The following is a 17,751-nucleotide window of genomic DNA, read 5'->3' as shown; positions in this document are numbered from 1 at the left end:
TTGAACCCCATTTCACCGCCAAGCATGAAACGGGGCCTTCACTTATTTAATTATGCTGTTGCTTCTACTGGCTTGCTCGCACGAGCGTTCGCCATACGAATCGTCATAACAATGTTATAAAGCATGACAACCGCACCGGAGAAGAACAATAACCCACCGAAGGCGCGCATCGCATAGTAAGGGTGCATTGCCGCTACCGACTCAGCGAAGGTATAAGCCAAAGTACCGTACTCGTCATAAGCACGCCACATCAGACCCTGCATAATACCGGATACCCACATCGCAACGATGTAGAACACCGTACCGATTGTCGCCAACCAGAAGTGGAAGTTAATCAACTGCATCGAATACATCTCGGTTTTCCACAATTTCATAACCATGTGGTAAATCGCACCAATCGAAACCATTGCAACCCAACCTAATGCACCTGAGTGAACGTGACCAATCGTCCAATCCGTATAGTGAGAAAGCGCATTTACCGTCTTAGCCGCCATAACCGGACCTTCAAAAGTCGACATAGCGTAGAAAGCAAGAGAGATGATTAAGAAACGTAGAATGTAATCCGTACGTAGACGATCCCAAGCACCTGACAGCGTTAACATACCGTTAAGCGCACCACCCCATGACGGAATAATCATCGCCAGAGAGATTACCGCACCCAAAGAACCAGTCCAATCCGGCAATGCGGTGTACTGCAAGTGGTGAGCACCCAACCAGACGTAACCGAACATTAATGCCCAGAAGTGGATAACCGATAGACGGTACGAGTAAATAGGACGCTGTGCTTGCTTAGGCACGAAGTAATACATGATTGCAAGGAAGCCCGCCGTTAGGAAGAAACCTACCGCATTATGTCCCCACCACCATTGAATCATTGCATCTTGCACACCGGCAAACATTGAGTATGAACGGAACAGTGATACTGGAATCGCCAAACCATTAACGATGTACAGGTAAGTGATGGCAATCATCATCCCCATAAAGAACCAGTTTGACACGTATACATGCGTATGGGTTTCTTTATTACGTGACGCAATGGTCATTACAAAGTTAAAGGTGTACAAGGTCCAGACTAAAGCAATCGCGATTGCCAGAGGCCACTCTTGTTCATGGTATTCTTTACCGGTTGTCATCCCTAAAGAGATAGACACAACCGTTGCCAGTAAACCAATCGTGAAAAGAATTGCAGTCCACCAAGCCATGGAATTACTCCATAACTTCACGCCGTTAGTGCGCTGAACTGTATAGAAAGCGGTTGCCATCAAGGTCATACCACCGAAAGCAAAAATTACCGTGTTCGTGTGCATAACACGCAAACGAGCAAAGGTGATTTCAGCGATATCAAAGTTTAACGCTGGCCATGCAAGTTGTGATGCCGCAAAAGTACCAAAAAAAGTACCTATCACCAAAAACACAACTGCACCAACCGTTAAATACTTGACGACGCCATTATCATATTGTGGCTTAGCTGTCGTATCCATTAGCCGGATTCCCCTAATATAGTCAAATTTTGCCTGCATTAATTTAACACCAACGCAAACTCCAAAAGAAGACAGAAATTATAACCGCCCCTAAGAAGTCCATGCCAGCTATAGACCATTGAAAATTAACTCACATCAATCCTAGAGGATAGATTAGAACGAAGTTTCAATGACTTACGTACAATTAACAGAGACCTACTTCAAAAAACCTCGGGATTATCCCAGATATCACCTCTTATTGCCCACTAAAAATAATTTATCGAGCCATATTAAAAAATTCTAATACGCTTCTTGTTTACAACGCTATTTTTATCATTATTCGCCAATTCACAAGCTTTATCACGCCCAAAGAAAACCCAGTTCAAGAAAGGCCAAACGCTCTAACCGAAGGTTATCCACAGACCCTGCCATAAGAATCGCTCCGCAAATTTCTAATTTTTGGCTCAATTGCGGTATTATATTGTGCTTTCAAAATAGTCCAGGAATCCACTCCCATGAGAACGGCAACCATCAAGCGTGACACCCTAGAAACGCAAATTGAAATCCGCGTTAACCTTGACGGCCAAGGCGAAGCCAAATTAGAAACCGGCGTACCATTTTTCGAGCATATGCTCGACCAAATTGCCCGCCATGGCATGATTGATCTCGACATCAAAGCCAACGGCGATTTGCACATTGACGACCACCACACAGTGGAAGATGTCGGCATCACCCTTGGGCAAGCGATTGCCAAAGCGGTCGGTGACAAAAAAGGGATTACCCGTTACGGCCACGCCTACGTTCCCTTAGACGAAGCCCTATCACGCGTTGTCATCGATCTATCCGGTCGCCCAGGGCTGCAATTCCATTGCGACTTTACGCGCGAACAAATCGGCACCTTTGAAACACAACTGGTCATGGAATTTTTCCAAGGTTTTGTTAACCACTGCGGCGCGTCTCTGCACATTGACAATATCCGTGGCATCAACGCGCATCACCAAGCGGAAACCATCTTCAAAGCCTTCGGTCGCGCCTTGCGCATGGCACTCAGCGCCGATGAACGCATGGCCGGCAAGATGCCGTCAACCAAAGGAAGCCTGTAATGAACCAAAAACTGGTCGCCGTGGTTGACTACGGCATGGGCAACCTGCGTTCGGTTTCAAAAGCCGCCGAGCACATGGCCGATTCGCAAACACGGATTGTCGTCACCCAAGACCCGCAAGTTATTCAGGATGCTGATTCGGTTATTTTCCCAGGACAAGGCGCCGCCAAAGCGTGCATGCAAGCGCTACGCGACACTGGCATGGCAGAGCCCGTCAAACAAGCGGCACAAGAAAAACCGTTTTTAGGCATCTGCATGGGCTTGCAAGTTTTAATGTCGCACAGTAACGAAAATAACGGGGTGGACTGCCTCGACCTGATCAAAGGCAAGGTTAGCCAGTTTGATTTGAGTGGCCATCCCGCCCTAAAAATGCCGCACATGGGCTGGAACCAGATTCACCAAACCCAAGACCACCCGCTATGGCACAGCATTGCGCAAGACAGCCGCTTCTACTTCGTGCATAGTTTCTATGTCGCGCCGGAAGACAAAAACACCATTATTGGCGAGACCACCCATGGCCAAACTTTCCCGGCGGTGTTAAGCGCGCACAATCTTTTTGCCATTCAGGCTCATCCTGAAAAGAGCGCGGATGTTGGCCTGCAACTGTTTAAAAATTTCTTATCGTGGAACGGCCATTAACACCATTCCATAGCAAAAATTAAGGTTTACAAATGTTATTAATCCCTGCAATTGATTTAAAAGACGGCGAATGCGTTCGCTTGCGCCAAGGCGTGATGGAAGATGCCACCGTATTCTCCGGCGATATTGTTGCCATGGCAAAACGCTGGGTTGACCAAGGCGCGCGCCGCCTACACATGGTTGACCTAAACGGCGCTTTCGACGGCAAACCGGTAAACGATAAAGCGGTATATCAGGTCCGCGCAGCCTACCCGGATTTACCGATTCAAATCGGCGGCGGCATTCGCGATTTAGCCACCATCGAAGCCTACCTCAAAGCCGGCGTTAGCTACTGCATCATCGGCACCAAAGCGGTTCATAATCCAGAATTTGTTGCCGAAGCCTGCAAAGCCTTCCCTGGACACATCATGGTCGGTTTGGATGCCAAAGACGGCATGGTTGCGATTAACGGCTGGGCCGAAGTCACCGATTACGAAGTCAAAGCACTGGCCAAACAGTTTGAAAACGACGGCGTCGAAGCGATTATCTACACCGACATCGGCCGCGACGGCATGATGCAAGGCGTGAATATCGAAGCCACGCAGGCACTGGCCAAAGCGGTCAATATTCCGATTATCGCTTCCGGCGGCATCACCAATCTGGACGATATTCGCAACCTCGCGAGCATCGAAGCCGACGGCGTCACCGGCGCTATTACCGGCCGTGCGATTTACGAAGGCACCCTAGATTTTAAAGAAGGGCAAACGCTGTCTGACCAACTCGCGGCAAAGGCATCATCAAAATGAGTCTGGCAAAACGCATTATTCCCTGCTTGGATGTCGATAACGGACGCGTGGTAAAAGGCGTACAGTTTGTCGATATCCGTGATGCCGGCAATCCGGTGGAAGTTGCCAAACGCTACGACGAACAAGGTGCCGACGAAATCACTTTCCTCGACATCTCAGCGACACACGAAGGCCGCGGCACCACCATCCACATGGTCGAAGAGGTCGCCAGCCAAGTATTCATCCCGCTCACCGTCGGCGGCGGCATCCGCAAAGTCGAAGACATCCGCACCATGCTCAATGCCGGAGCCGATAAGGTATCGATTAACTCAGCCGCGATTTACAATCCGGACTTTGTTAAAGAGGCTTGCGATGCATTTGGTTCACAATGCATCGTAGTGGCGATTGACGCCAAAAAAGTCTCCGCCGAAGGCGAGCCTAACCGTTGGGAAATCTTCACCCACGGCGGGCGCAAAGAGACCGGAATTGACGCCATCGAATGGGCGCTAAAAATGGAAAGCCTCGGCGCCGGCGAGCTCTTAGTCACCTCGATGGACAAAGACGGCACCAAAAGCGGCTTTGACAATGCATTAATGAAAGAGATTACTTCGCGCGTCAAAATCCCCGTCATCGCCTCGGGCGGCGTCGGCAATTTGCAACACCTGGTTGACGGCGTCAAAGAGGGCGGCGCAGAAGCGGTCTTGGCGGCATCGATTTTCCACTTTGGGCAACACACCGTTGAAGAAGCCAAACAGGCGATGGCCGCGCAAGGTATTGAGGTACGATTATGAGCGACAAAAGCATTCTAGAACAGCTTGATGCCGTGCTTGAAGCACGCAAAGCCGAGTCGGCAGACAGCTCCTACGTTGCCAGCCTGTACGCCAAAGGCACTGAAAAAATTCTTAAAAAAATCCAAGAAGAGGCACTGGAAGTCGCCATGGCCGCTAAAGACCATGACCACCAAGCGAACAGCGAAAATCAAGCGCATTTAATTTATGAGGTAACCGATTTATGGTTTCATAGCCTCGTACTTTTAGCGCATAAAGGCATTGCCTCAGATGCCATTATCAGCGAACTACAACGTCGCTTTGGTCTATCCGGCCATGACGAAAAAGCCAGCCGAACCGAGTCCTAAGACGACCCAGACAGGCTGGAAAATTTAAAGATTTACAGGAAGGAACCCTCAATGAATCAAGAAAAATCTATTTTTAGTAAAATCATCGATCGAGAGATTCCGGCACAGATTGAATACGAGGACGAAAAGTGCATCGTTATTCACGACATCAACAAAAAGGCGCGCGTCCATTTATTGATTATTCCTAAAAAAGAGATTCCAACCCTGTTTGCATTAACGCCGCAAGATAAAGACCTGATGGCGCACATGATGTTATTGCTTCCTCAATTAGCCAGCGCGCAAGGCTTGGATGGCTTTAAAACACAAATCAACACTGGCGAATCGGGTGGCCAAGAGGTCTTCCATTTACATATTCACCTATTAGGCAACTAAATCAGTACGCGACATTACTAACAACAATCCGACGGCGCTAATAAATTATTTTTGTGCAATTAAACTGGCGGATTTGATATTATTGCCCGCTAATGAAATTACGGGATTGTGCCACGCCCGACTTAAAGGCACACTGAGCAAAAAAACGGAGTTAACACCATGGGAATCAGCATTTGGCAGCTACTAATCATTTTAGCTATCGTTTTAGTTTTATTCGGTGCTAAGCGCCTTAAGAACGTTGGTAGCGATCTTGGCGGCGCCATCAAAGGCTTCAAAAACGCCGTGAAAGATGAAGAAGAGAAGAAAGAAGAAGTCGCCGCGGATAAAAAGCTAAACGAAAAAGACGCCAATAACGTTTTTGATGTTGTCGCTGAAGAAAAAAAGATAGCGGACGAGAAAAAAGATAAGGCTTAATTTAACGTCTTTGACTAAGTAAATTGAGTTTTAACTTTAGGTAGGTGCAACCAACCATGTTCGATATCGGCTTTCTTGAAATCTTGATGATTATGATCATCGCTCTGATTGTTATCGGTCCGGAGCGGATGCCTGAAGTTGCCCGTAAAATAGGCAGCTTTGTTGGCAAAACTCGTCGTTTTATTGACTCGGTAAAACAAGACAATCAATTCGATGAAACCGTTCAAGATTTCAAAAAATCCATGAACTTGGAAGCCGAACAAACGCGAATGCAAAATATTCAAAAAGAGTTGCAAGACGGTTTGAATATGGGCATGGAAAACGTCAACTTAGACGATTTCCAACGCCCATTCGGCGGTAGCATCGATGGTCGCGGCAGTTCCTTCAATCAAGCTCCGGCGCAACCGCAAATGGAAACGCCAAACCAGCGCGAAGAAAAACCGCACAACTCGTTGCCAGAAACGGCGGCACCTACTTCTGCATCATCAGCACCCACTCCTTCGGCAGCCGTGCCAGAAACGAGCAACGCGCAAGATAGCGTTTCTAAAGTGGCTACTGAAACCAGCAAAAGCTAAGCATACCTATGAGCGATTCGGCGCTACCCCCTCAAGATAAAGAGATGACTCTGGTCCAACATCTATTGGATTTAAAGACCAGTCTTACCCGTGCGATTTTGGCAATCATTGTTGTTTTCTTCTGCTTATTTCCATTTGCTAATGAAATCTACACCTATATTGCTGAGCCGCTAACCCGCTTTTTGCCGGAAGACACTAGCATGATCGCTACCGCGGTCGCCTCTCCATTCTTAACCCCATTTAAGTTAAGTTTTGTATTGGCAATTTACATCGCTATGCCATTCCTGCTGTATCAATTGTGGCGCTTTATCGCACCCGCGCTCTACAGCCACGAAAAGCAACTGATTGCTCCGGTACTGTTCTTTAGTTCATTCTTATTCTATTCCGGCGGCGCGTTTGCTTATTACGTCGTGTTCCCACTGGTCTTTGGCTTCCTCTCGACCACGGCACCGGAAGGCGTTACCATCGCCACCGACATCGCCGCTTATCTGGATTTCGTTATCAAAATGTTCTTTGCTTTCGGCATGGCATTTGAAGTCCCGATTATTACCGTGCTATTGATTTTAACTGGCATGGTTCGCGCCGAAAAACTCTCTCACGCCCGCCCTTACATCGTGGTCGGTGCCTTTGTTATCGGTATGTTACTTACCCCGCCAGACATTATCTCGCAAACGCTGTTAGCGGTACCGATGTGGCTATTATTTGAACTTGGCTTATTGATTGGCGGCTACATCGTTAAAAAACGCGGTCTGGATAAAGATGACGATAATGACGATGACGACCCTTATGACTTGCCTGAATCAGAAGCAGGGAAAGCTTACGTGCAAAAAACAGCCGAATCGACTGTTGCAACGGCACCAGCCAAGATGACTCCAGCAAAAACCAATGATGCGGATTTAGATCAACGTTATGCTGACCAAGTTGACGATGACTTAGATTGGGATGATGAATTTGATAAAATCGACAATCAAATGCTGCAACTAGAGCGCGAATACAAAGCGCGTCAAGACAAAGAAAAAGCCGAAAAAGAAGCCGCACAAAAAGGCCAAGATGAAGCAAATACAACGTCTGACCCGTCTAGTACTGCTAACCAAGATTCATCAACAGAATCGACAAACAGCAAACAAGACGCGCAAAAATCGTAAATTGTTCGCCCCCAAGGCGGTTCTGAGTTTTGGGGCGCGCACTGTTGTGTCACTGAAAATCGCAACCGTGCCATTGCTCAGCTTGCTCGTAAGTAGCGGTCTGGTTTCAAACGCTCAAGCCACCTCCTCACTCAAGAATCATCCCAGTCCTTATATTGCCATGCACGCCGCCGACCCGGTCAATTGGCAACTCTGGAACCCAAAAACCCTTGCCGATGCCAAGCAACAAAACAAACTAATACTCCTCTCTAGTGGCTATTTCTCTTGCCACTGGTGTCACGTAATGCAACACGAGGTGTATCAGAATCCGCAAAGTGCCTCACTGCTTAACCAAGACTTTATCAGCATTAAAATTGATCGCGAACTGCACCCCCTTGTGGATAGCCAGATGATTGCATTTGCCAAACAGCACCGCGGCTCAGCCGGTTGGCCGCAGCATCTGATTCTCACCCCCGATGGCAAACCGTTTGCCGCTTTCACCTATCTGCCGAATGCGGCATTGCAAACCTATCTGCGCAATGTGAATAAGGTGTGGAAAACTCAAAAATCGGTGGTTAACTTCTTGGCGAACGCAGCAATGCCAAGCCCAAACAAAGTACTCGAAACATGGGATGCCGCCAAATTTCAGCATGCACTTTATGAGCAATTAAACGCCAGCATTGACGATTTCAGCGGCGGTTTGAAGGGCAGCAATAAATTTCCGAAAACCCCGCTTTTACTCACCCTAATCCAACAACCCAACTTACCTATCGAACTAGCAGACTGGCTCCAGTTAACCTTGCAGCAAATGGCTCAGCAGCATCTATTCGACCATTTGTATGGCGGTTTTTACCGCTATAGCGTCGATCCAGAATGGCAAGAACCCCATTTTGAAAAAATGTTGTATGACAACGCCCAACTTCTTGAGCTCTATCTGCGCGCCGACTTACGCTGGCCAGACCAAGGTTTTGCGGCAACCGCCGATGCGACTCTGGGCTATCTGCGCCAACAACTCTACTCGCCAAATTTAGAACTCTATCTGGGCAGTCAATCCGCAATTGATGCCGCAGGCAATGAAGGCGGTGATTACCTCTTTCGCGCCGATGAACTGCAACAACTCCTGCCTGACACGCTGTTTAACCTAGTCACTGAGAGCTGGCTGAAACGACCGCCGGTTTTTGCGCTGGGCTATCACCCAAAACCAACCTCAACCAATTGGACGCAAATTAAACAAGCGCTGCAAAAACAGCGACCATTGCCGCGCATGGCCATTGATGAAAAAGCCCTTATAAGCTGGAACGCTCTATTACTCAGTGCTTTCAGCCAAGCGGCTATTTGGCAAGCACAACATCCAGAGCAACAGGCCTTCAAAAATTTACAACAGGCGCCAAAATGGGGCGCACAGCTTGTCGCACAACTGCTTGAAATCAGTCAGTCGGCAACCATTCCGAGAAGCCTTATCTTCAAAGACAAGAAGCGCACTCCATTACTGCAGGGCAATCTTGAAGATTTCGCCTATCTGTGGCACGGTTTAAACGCGTGGCAAAAAATCAGCCAACAACCGTTGGATTTACTGCCACTACAACAAAAGATTCAGCCGCTGTTATCCGAGCAAGGTTGGCAAGATCCGCAAAGCCTTGCACTTTATCCACTACAACATTGGGTTGTTCCACAGGATGCCACACCCTCCATCAGCGCTTTACTGGGTTGCAACTTTGGGGCTTTTAAAATTGACCAAAAAGACTTTTATACTAACCCCTTGCAGTATGCTGACTACTTACAACTTAGCAACTGTGAATCCGCGCCAATTCTTTTACAATAGCCAACAATTATCTAAAACGAGCGTTTTATGGGTTTTCTAATTATTGGTTTTGTTCTGCTGTTTATCCTGACTACCTTGCCGAGTCTTTGGACCAAACACATCCTCAATAAGCACCGCAAACCGCACCCAAAGATTCCTGGCACAGGCCTGCAATTTGCCGAACATCTGGTTAAAAAATTGGATTTAGCGATCGCTATTGAACAAACTGATGAAGGTGACCATTACGACCCTATCAATAAAGTAGTGCGGATTTCGAGCGCCAATGCGCACTCTAATTCATTAACCGCGATTACGACGGTGGCGCATGAAATCGGCCACGCATTACAGGACAAAACCGGCTATGAGCCGCTTAAACAGCGGACCATCTTAGTAGAACGTGCTTCGATGATGCAAAAATTTGCCAGCGGCGCACTGATTATCACCCCCATTTTGGTCGCGGTAGTGCATACGCCAATTATCGGTTTGCTGACGTTCGGAGCGGGATTTATCGCCATGGGCGTCCCGGTAATTATCCACATGAGCACACTCAAAGTTGAATTCGATGCCAGTTTTGCGCGTGCCTTACCGCTCTTAAAAGAAGGCCAATACCTCAGCAAAAGCGATCAGCGCACCGCCAAAAAAATTCTCTTTGCCTGTGCCATGACCTATGTTGCCGCGTCACTATCGAGCCTGTTTAATCTCTGGAAATGGTTCAAAGCTCTGAAACGCTAAAAACACGACGGACCTTTACTGCGCAGCCAAACTTTCCAACTGCAAAGTCACATGATGTACTTTATGGGTGACATTTAAATAGCGCTTAATATCCTCAATATTGTCGGTTGTAATGTGTTTTAAATCGGTTTTGGCATGCAAGGTCATCATCACTTGATCTTCGGCAATGGCCCACAAATGAATGTGGTACACCTCCGTTAAAAACCCAAACTCCGCTTGCAAGTCTTCGCGAATCGCTTTAATTTCATAACCTGCCGGCACGCCTTCCAAAAGGATATGCGCCGACTCACGAGTTAAACGGTAGGCACCGATGCCAATAATGGTTGCCATTAAAATCGATAAAATCGGGTCGATTGGCGTCCAGCCGGTAAAGTAAATCATAATCGCGCCAATAATGACCGCGACGGAACCAAGAGTGTCGCCCAGAAAATGCAAGGTCGCGCCCCGCATATTCATATTATTCTGATCGCCGGAATGCAAAATCCAAAATACAAATAGATTATTTAACAACCCAATCAGCGCAATAATAAACATCTCCTTACCCATCACTTCTTGCGGGTCGAGAAAACGCTGTACCGCCATCACAATAATCGCACCGACTATCAGTAATAACGTAAAACCATTCACAAAGGCCGTTAAAATCTGAAAACGCTGATAACCAAAAGTCATGCGCTCATTTGCGGGTTTAGTTGCGACATGAAAGCCCCACCAAGCAACCGCTAAAGCCACTGCATCGGTCAGCATATGCACACCATCCGCAATCAAAGCGATTGAGTTGACCCATAAACCACCAAAAATTTCTACCAGCATATAGCTGGCGGTGATGATGGCGGCAATCATCACTTTCCTTTTACTGTGGCCATTATTCTCTACTTGATGAGAATGGTCGCCACAATGCGAGCGACTATCGACTTCCTGTGCGCCATGATGATGGTGATGATGCATACCTAATACCACCTTTTTAAATGATTTAAATGAAATAGATTACGATCGATTATTCGGTTTTGGCTATCGCCCACGCAGCAATAAATTCCAGCGTTGAATGCTCGGCCAGCAACACCGCAATTTGTTGCATGGTCGCACCAGTGGTCATAACATCGTCCACTAACGCGATACGTTGTAGCCCGTCAAAAGCACCATCCACAATAGCAAAGGCACCTTGCAGATTATTATGCCGCTGTTTGGCGTCCAAATGGGTCTGGGCAACGGTATTCTTGACACGGCGCAAACCTTTGTCCAAAACAGGAATCTGCAAGCCTCGACTCAGCGCTTGCGCTAACAACAACGCCTGGTTATAACCGCGCTGGCGTCGACGTAAAGGATGAATCGGCACCGGCACTAAAGCCTGCACCTGCTGTTGACGCAGAGTCTCGCCGACCTCGGCTAAGAACAATTCTGCTAACAAACGAGCATGGCTGGCTTGGCGATGATACTTCAAATCGTAAATCAGCCGTGTTATCGGCTCGTGAAAATAAAATGCCACCGTGGCCTGTTGAAATGCCGGCGGCTGGTGCAAGCAAGTGCCGCATAGGTTGCCGTCAAAAGACGCTTCAGCGCAGCGCGGACAAATCGCATAAGGGCGTGATAAGGCGCGAATTTCTTCAGCCGTTAAGTCCAAATCATCGGCTGGTGCATTGCTTAGCACCGATTGCGGTGCGATTAACCATCGCTCTAACCAATGCATTTCACACTTCCTTAAAGACTGTCGCCGCTTGAATAAGCTATAATACGCGCTAATTTTGCGACTCGTTAATGGAAATTTTTTATGCTTGAAGCCGCCCTACAAAAAAAAATCGGTGAGACTCGCCATGATTGGACACTCGAAGAAATTCGCGCGCTGATGGATCAACCGTTCAATGATTTAATGTTTCAAGCACAAACCGTTCACCGTGCCAACTTCAATCCAAACGTGGTGCAAACCAGCACTTTAGTCAACATTAAATCCGGCGGCTGTGCCGAAGACTGTTCCTACTGCTCACAAAGCGCACGTTACGACACGGGTCTGGAAAAAGAGAAAATGATGGCCGTGCAAGAAGTCGTCGATAAAGCCATTGCCGCCAAAGAAAAAGGCGCAACACGCCTATGTATGGGCGCGGCTTGGCGCAATCCAAACAAAAAAGACTTTCCGATGGTTTTGGACATGGTCAAAATGGTCAAAGGCTTGGGGATGGAAACCTGCTTAACCTTAGGAATGCTGGATGACGAACAGGTTGCAATGCTTAAAGACGCAGGGCTAGATTACTACAACCACAATCTGGATACCTCCGAAGCTTTCTACCCGCAAGTGATTACCACCCGCACTTTCCAAGACCGCTTAGACACCATCGACAAAGTACAAAAAGCAAATATCAATGTCTGTTCCGGCGGAATTATTGGCATGGGCGAAGCGCATAAAGACCGAGCAGAACTGCTCAAAACCTTTGCAAATATGCACCACCACCCAAGTTCAGTACCGATTAACCTATTGGTTCCAGTCGAAGGCACTCCTTTAGCACACATGCGCGGCAAAACCGACTCGTTTGAATTCATTCGTGTCATCGCCACAGCGCGTATTTTAATGCCGCAGACCTATGTGCGTTTATCGGCTGGCCGTATGGAGCTGAGTGACGAAGCGCAAGCCCTGTGCTTCTTAGGCGGTGCCAATTCGATTTTCTACGGCGATAAACTGCTCACCACCGACAACCCAGAATCCGATCACGATGCCATGCTCTTTGCGAAATTGGGCATCAATATGCAAGTCGCGGAAACGGCGATTAAATCGGCGTAATCTGTATTTGTAAACCACGAAAACGTCCGATGGTACGAATTGCAAAGTTCCAATCTGTGTACCTAAACATCCGCCGCAACATTTCGTGCTTTCATCGCTGCGTGGTTTCACTCAATGCCCATTAATTCTATCCAAGAACGCTTTGCCAAACGCTTAAACAAACGCCGCGCCGAACATCTCTATCGGCAACGTCCGCTCGCTTTTTCGCCACAGCAACCGCAGATGAAGATTAACGGCGTCGAATGCATCAATTTCTGTTCTAACGATTACCTTGGTCTCGCCAACCACCCACAAATCAAACAGCGTTTAATTGATGCTTTGCAGAACGACCAACTCAGTTACGGTTCCGGTGCAGCACATCTGGTGACCGGACACCACCTGCAACATCATCTGCTTGAAGACGAACTCGCTGACTGGCTGGGTGTCGAACGTGTATTACTGTTTTCAACCGGTTTTATGGCCAATCTAGCCGTACTGCAAACCTTAGCGCAAAAAGGCGATGTGCTTCTCGGCGACAAACTCAATCACGCCTCCCTGGTGGACGGCGCTCTACAGTCCGATGCAGATTTCAAACGCTACCCGCATCGCGACATGGCTGCCCTCGAAAAACGCTTACAACAAACACACGCTCAACAAAAACAAGCGATTATCGTCACCGATGGTGTTTTTAGTATGGACGGCGACTTAGCGCCGCTGCACCACATTCAACAACTTGCAAAGGACTATAACGCTTGGACGATTATTGACGATGCTCATGGCTTTGGCGCGCTGGGCACACAAGGGCGCGGCAGCCTTAGTCACTTCGGACTCAGTGCCGATGCAAACACCGTGCAAATCGGCACCTTAGGTAAAGCATTTGGCTGCAGCGGCGCATTTGTTGCCGGCTCAAACACACTGATTGAAAGCTTAATTCAGTTTGCTCGCCCCTATATTTACACCACTGCCAGCCCACAGCTCAATGCAGTCGCCGTCCGTGAAGCCTTAAAAATCATCAAAAGTGCCGATAACAAACGCCAAAAATTGCAAACCTTAATTGAACAGTTCCGAACTGGTGCAAAACAACTAGGATTGCAACTATGGGATTCCCCAACCGCCATTCAACCAATCTTGCTCGGCGACTCAGCCCGTGCGCTACGCTGGTCAGAACAGCTAAAGCAACAGGGCTTTTGGATTGCCGCGATTCGCCCACCAACCGTACCGCAAGGGCAAGCACGATTGCGCGTCACCTTAAGTGCGCAACATAGCGCACAACAGATACAAAACTTATTGAATGCTTTGGCCGTTTGTATCGAATCTGCCGATTCATAAACTCGACGTAGTCAATTAAAAAAAATGCTTTAATCTTTACCTGCAGCCTGCTAACCTCAGCAAAGATATCATCCGCGACGTTTTAACTAAGGCCTCTTTTTTATGCCATTAACTATGCAATTAGGGATTAGTAATGCCCAAAAAATCATCGAACAGCTAAAAATCGAAGAAATGCCACAGACTTTCTTCGAACTGCAAGAGGCGATGTTTGCCCCGCATCCAAATATGGTCAAAATTGGCGACATTATCGGTAAACACCCCAAGCTACTCGGACAGTTCCTCGGCTTAGTCAACCAACGACTTAAGCGCACCTCCGACAATCTTATTTTAGACGCGCACGCTGCGGTCAATCTGCTCGGCCTAAAAGAGATTGAACAGCTGTTTCTGCTCAGTTTTTTATCCAGTGCTGTTCCAAAAAACAGCTTTGACCAAGCACTGGTGGAACGCAGCAAACGTGCCTCATTAGCCGCCGCCGAACTCTCTTATTGGGTGAATGACATCGGCTTTTCAGAAGCCCATTTAGTCGCTTTTCTGCAAGATATCGGCGCAATTTATATGGCCCGAGCTTTTGGTTCAGACTATCTACAAGACTGCATCGAAAGGCAAATCCATGCGCCCTTCAGCGCCTATCAACAGGAAACTCTGCAATACCAAACAGCGCACACCTATCTAGGCAGCCTCGTGGTGCATCGCTGGCAACTGGGCAGCCTGCTCTCAAAAAGTTTGCTGCTGCATCACAGCAAAGATTTACAAGGTTTACTGGAATACGATTCGCGCGTGGCGCACATGGTCGCCCTGATTCAAGTCGCAAACGCGATTGTGGAAATCGATTATTATCAACAAGTACCAAGCGCAGAGTTGCAAGACAGCTTGCAACGCAGCGTCGCCTTTTTACAGCTACCGGATAACGCCATCAAAGCGGCCAGCGCGGTTTTAGCCAAATGGGGACAGAGCGGGAATAGCCATAAAGCGAGCCACTAATCCCTTGAACCAACTTGGCAACAACCTGCACCACAAAAGCACCAAAACTCCATAAAACGCATTTATCTTCAAAACAAATAACATTCAACTCATTGATTTTTTTATATTTTTTAAAAAATTGCATAGTTTATGATATGGCACTACCTTAAACAACCCAAAGGTATGCATTATCATGCTGAAATCACTCGACAACTACCCCATAAATGGCTTCTACGATGAAGCAATTGCCCACCCGCAACAACCACGTCCTGCTGCCGCACAACTGCTACACCAACTTGAAGACACGCCATTTGACTCTTTTCAAGAGATGCAACAAAGTGCCGAAAGCGCGATTGCTCAACTCGGCATCTCTTTTACTGTCTATAGCGACAAAGGTAATATCGACCGTCTATGGCCATTTGATGTGTTTCCGCGCACCATCGCCGCTGATGAATGGCAGCGAATTACAACTGGCCTAAAGCAACGCCTTAAAGCACTTAATCTATTTATTGAAGACGTATACAACGAACAACGTATTTTTAAAGCCGGAGTCATGCCGCTCGACGTGATTACCTCATCTAAAGACTATCGCCCCGAATGTCACGGTATGAAACTCAAGCACGCCTCTTGGGCCAGCATCTGCGGCTCTGATCTGGTACGCGATGGCGAGGGCAAAATCTATGTCTTAGAAGACAACTTACGGGTTCCCTCCGGTGTCTCTTATATGCTTGAAAACCGCGCGGTCATGAAACAAGTGATGCCGGAAGTGTTTCGCGACATGAACATCCTGCCGGTTGACCAATATCCATTGCAACTGCTCTCAATGTTACGCTCACTCTGCCCACAAAACTGCGACGATCCAGAAGTCGTCGTACTCACCCCGGGTATTTTTAACTCCGCCTATTATGAACACGCTTACCTTGCACATGAAATGGGTGCGGAGTTGGTCGAAGGCTCAGACCTAGTGGTATTGGAAGACAACTGTGTGTATATGCGTAACATCGACGGCTTAAAACAGGTGGATGTGATTTATCGCCGTATTGATGACGCTTTTCTCGACCCCGAAGTGTTCCGCGCCGACTCCACTTTAGGCGTACCAGGCTTAATGCGAGCTTGGCGCGCTGGCAATATCGCCATCGCCAATGCACCTGGCTGTGGGGTGGCTGATGATAAGGTAGTCTATGCCTATGTGCCAGAGATGATTCGCTTTTATCTCAACGAAGAACCGTTGATTGATAATGTCCCCACCTATCTGTGCGATTGCGAGGAGGATCGCCAATATGTTCTGCAACACCTTAACGAGTTAGTGGTTAAACCAGCCAATGAATCCGGCGGCTACGGCTTATTAATCGGCCCACGCGCCACACCAGAAGAACTCGACACTTTTTATCAATTAATCGAGAAGGATCCGCGTAACTACATCGCCCAACCCACCTTAAACTTATCGACGGTGCCTACCGTCTGCCAATCCACATTGGAGCCGCGACACGTGGACTTACGCCCATTTATTCTACAAGGCGAAAAATCGTATGTGACGGCCGGAGGCTTAACTCGAGTCGCCCTACAAAAGGGCTCCTTAGTGGTCAACTCATCCCAAGGTGGTGGGTCGAAAGATACCTGGATTGTTGTTACAGAGGAGAAAGTCTAATGTTATCCAGAGTGGCTGAACGCGTCTATTGGCTGGCGCGCTACATTGAACGCATTGAAAACACCGCACGTTTAACCAAGGTACATGCTCAATTAATGTTTGACCTACCAAAATCGGTCGAAATGAGCTGGTATGGCCTAGTACAAATCACCAGTAACGAGGACTATTTTGCAGAACGCTTTGGCGATGAACGCAGCGAGCAAAACTGCATGGCGCTGCTGCTAACCGACCGAAATAATCCGGCATCGTTGATGTCATCATTGTGGTGGGCGCGTGAAAACATACGCACCACGCGCGATATTTTGCCGCGCGAAGCGTGGATTCACATCAACGAACTCTATCTGCTCACCAAACAACGCCAAAACGACTTTAACGAACGCAAAAAACGCAATGCACTGCTGTCAGAAATTATCCGTGCCTGCCAGGCTTTCACAGGAATGCTGGCTGGAACCATGAGCCAAAACGAAACCTATCATTTTTTAAAACTAGGCATGTATATCGAACGCGCGGACATGACCACGCGCTTAATTGACGAAGGCGGATTGTATGTCTCACAACAGCAATTTGACAACGAAGAAGACACCTATTTTGCCTCAATTTTGTGGGCGCATTTGCTCCGTTCTATCAGCTCCTACTTTATGTATCGCTTGCAATACCAAACCGAAATCAGTGGGCCGGAAGTGCTGCAATTTCTTACCCAAGACGAACACTTTGCGCGGTCGGTCAATTACTGCCTGCATGAAATTCAAGGGGTGATGAGCAAGCTGCCCAATTCCGGCGCACTGCAAAAACAAGTGCAACAGCTGCAAAATAGAGTCCTATCCGAAAAAGCATTAAGCATCGGCAGCGACCAACTGCACGACCATCTGGACTGGATTCAACGCGAACTCTCAGAATTAAACAGCCTGCTTTATAATACTTGGTTCAATCCCAAACAGGTGGCTTAACCA

The 17,751-nt window shown here is 47.8% G+C and carries 19 protein-coding genes; 16 read left to right on the top strand and 3 right to left on the bottom strand.

The genetic code is table 11. From position 1 onward, the window contains the following. Positions 1-50: 50 nt before the first annotated feature. On the bottom strand, positions 51-1,481 hold the full coding sequence (gene ccoN, locus HRR27_RS00965) for a cytochrome-c oxidase, cbb3-type subunit I (RefSeq protein WP_173269499.1): 1,431 nt from the start codon (positions 1,479-1,481) through the stop codon (positions 51-53). 494 nt (positions 1,482-1,975) lie between these two features. Here ccoN and hisB point away from each other — a divergent pair, with 494 nt between their 5' ends. The 11 genes from hisB to HRR27_RS00910 all read left to right on the top strand — a co-directional run bounded on the left by hisB (position 1,976) and on the right by HRR27_RS00910 (position 10,118). Next, positions 1,976-2,563 (top strand): imidazoleglycerol-phosphate dehydratase HisB, encoded by a 588-nt coding sequence (hisB, locus tag HRR27_RS00960; protein ID WP_173269496.1) that lies wholly within the window; start codon positions 1,976-1,978, stop codon positions 2,561-2,563. Beyond that, the gene (hisH, locus tag HRR27_RS00955; protein ID WP_173269491.1) at positions 2,563-3,201 is read left to right on the top strand and encodes an imidazole glycerol phosphate synthase subunit HisH; all 639 of its coding nucleotides are present in this window, start codon (positions 2,563-2,565) and stop codon (positions 3,199-3,201) included. The genes hisB and hisH overlap by 1 nt, the downstream gene beginning before the upstream one ends. 32 nt (positions 3,202-3,233) lie before the next feature. Further along, on the top strand, positions 3,234-3,986 hold the full coding sequence (hisA, locus tag HRR27_RS00950) for a 1-(5-phosphoribosyl)-5-[(5-phosphoribosylamino)methylideneamino]imidazole-4-carboxamide isomerase (RefSeq protein ID WP_173269488.1): 753 nt from the start codon (positions 3,234-3,236) through the stop codon (positions 3,984-3,986). Next, positions 3,983-4,756 (top strand): imidazole glycerol phosphate synthase subunit HisF, encoded by a 774-nt coding sequence (gene hisF / locus HRR27_RS00945; RefSeq protein WP_173269485.1) that lies wholly within the window; start codon positions 3,983-3,985, stop codon positions 4,754-4,756. The genes hisA and hisF overlap by 4 nt, the downstream gene beginning before the upstream one ends. Next, a complete protein-coding gene (locus HRR27_RS00940) occupies positions 4,753-5,100 on the top strand; it encodes a phosphoribosyl-ATP diphosphatase (protein WP_173269481.1) in 348 nt (115 codons plus the stop codon). Before hisF ends, HRR27_RS00940 begins: the two co-directional genes overlap by 4 nt. 51 nt (positions 5,101-5,151) lie before the next feature. Then, positions 5,152-5,472: a histidine triad nucleotide-binding protein gene (locus HRR27_RS00935; RefSeq protein WP_173269477.1), complete on the top strand. Its 321-nt coding sequence runs from the start codon at positions 5,152-5,154 to the stop codon at positions 5,470-5,472. 159 nt (positions 5,473-5,631) lie between these two features. Next, a complete protein-coding gene (tatA, locus tag HRR27_RS00930; RefSeq protein ID WP_173269474.1) occupies positions 5,632-5,886 on the top strand; it encodes a twin-arginine translocase TatA/TatE family subunit in 255 nt (84 codons plus the stop codon). Between the two features lie 56 nt (positions 5,887-5,942). After that, entirely contained in the window at positions 5,943-6,461 is a 519-nt protein-coding gene (gene tatB, locus HRR27_RS00925) for a Sec-independent protein translocase protein TatB (protein ID WP_173269471.1), read from the top strand. Positions 6,462-6,469: 8 nt separating this feature from the next. Then, positions 6,470-7,606 carry a twin-arginine translocase subunit TatC gene (tatC, locus tag HRR27_RS00920; RefSeq protein WP_173269468.1) on the top strand — a complete coding sequence of 379 codons (1,137 nt, stop codon included), beginning with the start codon at positions 6,470-6,472 and terminating at the stop codon, positions 7,604-7,606. Continuing rightward, the gene (locus HRR27_RS00915) at positions 7,512-9,407 is read left to right on the top strand and encodes a thioredoxin domain-containing protein (protein ID WP_173269465.1); all 1,896 of its coding nucleotides are present in this window, start codon (positions 7,512-7,514) and stop codon (positions 9,405-9,407) included. The genes tatC and HRR27_RS00915 overlap by 95 nt, the downstream gene beginning before the upstream one ends. A gap of 27 nt (positions 9,408-9,434) precedes the next feature. Beyond that, positions 9,435-10,118: a zinc metallopeptidase gene (locus HRR27_RS00910; RefSeq protein ID WP_173269462.1), complete on the top strand. Its 684-nt coding sequence runs from the start codon at positions 9,435-9,437 to the stop codon at positions 10,116-10,118. A 15-nt stretch (positions 10,119-10,133) separates the two neighbouring features. Here HRR27_RS00910 and HRR27_RS00905 read toward each other — a convergent pair whose 3' ends face one another. Together HRR27_RS00905 and HRR27_RS00900 are read right to left on the bottom strand one after the other, a co-directional pair. Then, positions 10,134-11,063, bottom strand: a complete 930-nt coding sequence (locus HRR27_RS00905; protein ID WP_173269459.1) for a cation diffusion facilitator family transporter — start codon at positions 11,061-11,063, stop codon at positions 10,134-10,136. Positions 11,064-11,112: 49 nt separating this feature from the next. Beyond that, positions 11,113-11,802 (bottom strand): ComF family protein, encoded by a 690-nt coding sequence (locus tag HRR27_RS00900; protein ID WP_173269456.1) that lies wholly within the window; start codon positions 11,800-11,802, stop codon positions 11,113-11,115. A gap of 81 nt (positions 11,803-11,883) precedes the next feature. Here HRR27_RS00900 and bioB point away from each other — a divergent pair, with 81 nt between their 5' ends. From bioB to HRR27_RS00875, 5 genes are all read left to right on the top strand, one after another. Continuing rightward, the gene (gene bioB / locus HRR27_RS00895; RefSeq protein ID WP_173269453.1) at positions 11,884-12,885 is read left to right on the top strand and encodes a biotin synthase BioB; all 1,002 of its coding nucleotides are present in this window, start codon (positions 11,884-11,886) and stop codon (positions 12,883-12,885) included. Between the two features lie 114 nt (positions 12,886-12,999). Further along, on the top strand, positions 13,000-14,193 hold the full coding sequence (gene bioF, locus HRR27_RS00890; protein ID WP_173269448.1) for an 8-amino-7-oxononanoate synthase: 1,194 nt from the start codon (positions 13,000-13,002) through the stop codon (positions 14,191-14,193). A gap of 102 nt (positions 14,194-14,295) precedes the next feature. Then, positions 14,296-15,174: an HDOD domain-containing protein gene (locus HRR27_RS00885; RefSeq protein ID WP_173269445.1), complete on the top strand. Its 879-nt coding sequence runs from the start codon at positions 14,296-14,298 to the stop codon at positions 15,172-15,174. A gap of 172 nt (positions 15,175-15,346) precedes the next feature. Next, on the top strand, positions 15,347-16,801 hold the full coding sequence (locus tag HRR27_RS00880; protein ID WP_173269442.1) for a circularly permuted type 2 ATP-grasp protein: 1,455 nt from the start codon (positions 15,347-15,349) through the stop codon (positions 16,799-16,801). Further along, positions 16,801-17,748 (top strand): alpha-E domain-containing protein, encoded by a 948-nt coding sequence (locus tag HRR27_RS00875; protein WP_173269439.1) that lies wholly within the window; start codon positions 16,801-16,803, stop codon positions 17,746-17,748. Before HRR27_RS00880 ends, HRR27_RS00875 begins: the two co-directional genes overlap by 1 nt. Positions 17,749-17,751: the final 3 nt, after the last annotated feature.

The organism is Thiosulfatimonas sediminis (assembly GCF_011398355.1).
GTDB classification, from domain to species: Bacteria; Pseudomonadota; Gammaproteobacteria; order Thiomicrospirales; family Thiomicrospiraceae; genus Thiomicrorhabdus; species Thiomicrorhabdus sediminis_A.
This window is presented reverse-complemented; position numbering and strand designations above follow the sequence as displayed.

Coding starts and splice junctions, on each gene's coding strand:
- ccoN (WP_173269499.1), bottom strand. CDS start 1,481: ATGGATACGACAGCTAAGCCACAATATGATAATGGCGTCGTCAAGTAT.
- hisB (WP_173269496.1), top strand. CDS start 1,976: ATGAGAACGGCAACCATCAAGCGTGACACCCTAGAAACGCAAATTGAA.
- hisH (WP_173269491.1), top strand. CDS start 2,563: ATGAACCAAAAACTGGTCGCCGTGGTTGACTACGGCATGGGCAACCTG.
- hisA (WP_173269488.1), top strand. CDS start 3,234: ATGTTATTAATCCCTGCAATTGATTTAAAAGACGGCGAATGCGTTCGC.
- hisF (WP_173269485.1), top strand. CDS start 3,983: ATGAGTCTGGCAAAACGCATTATTCCCTGCTTGGATGTCGATAACGGA.
- HRR27_RS00940 (WP_173269481.1), top strand. CDS start 4,753: ATGAGCGACAAAAGCATTCTAGAACAGCTTGATGCCGTGCTTGAAGCA.
- HRR27_RS00935 (WP_173269477.1), top strand. CDS start 5,152: ATGAATCAAGAAAAATCTATTTTTAGTAAAATCATCGATCGAGAGATT.
- tatA (WP_173269474.1), top strand. CDS start 5,632: ATGGGAATCAGCATTTGGCAGCTACTAATCATTTTAGCTATCGTTTTA.
- tatB (WP_173269471.1), top strand. CDS start 5,943: ATGTTCGATATCGGCTTTCTTGAAATCTTGATGATTATGATCATCGCT.
- tatC (WP_173269468.1), top strand. CDS start 6,470: ATGAGCGATTCGGCGCTACCCCCTCAAGATAAAGAGATGACTCTGGTC.
- HRR27_RS00915 (WP_173269465.1), top strand. CDS start 7,512: ATGAAGCAAATACAACGTCTGACCCGTCTAGTACTGCTAACCAAGATT.
- HRR27_RS00910 (WP_173269462.1), top strand. CDS start 9,435: ATGGGTTTTCTAATTATTGGTTTTGTTCTGCTGTTTATCCTGACTACC.
- HRR27_RS00905 (WP_173269459.1), bottom strand. CDS start 11,063: ATGCATCATCACCATCATCATGGCGCACAGGAAGTCGATAGTCGCTCG.
- HRR27_RS00900 (WP_173269456.1), bottom strand. CDS start 11,802: ATGCATTGGTTAGAGCGATGGTTAATCGCACCGCAATCGGTGCTAAGC.
- bioB (WP_173269453.1), top strand. CDS start 11,884: ATGCTTGAAGCCGCCCTACAAAAAAAAATCGGTGAGACTCGCCATGAT.
- bioF (WP_173269448.1), top strand. CDS start 13,000: ATGCCCATTAATTCTATCCAAGAACGCTTTGCCAAACGCTTAAACAAA.
- HRR27_RS00885 (WP_173269445.1), top strand. CDS start 14,296: ATGCCATTAACTATGCAATTAGGGATTAGTAATGCCCAAAAAATCATC.
- HRR27_RS00880 (WP_173269442.1), top strand. CDS start 15,347: ATGCTGAAATCACTCGACAACTACCCCATAAATGGCTTCTACGATGAA.
- HRR27_RS00875 (WP_173269439.1), top strand. CDS start 16,801: ATGTTATCCAGAGTGGCTGAACGCGTCTATTGGCTGGCGCGCTACATT.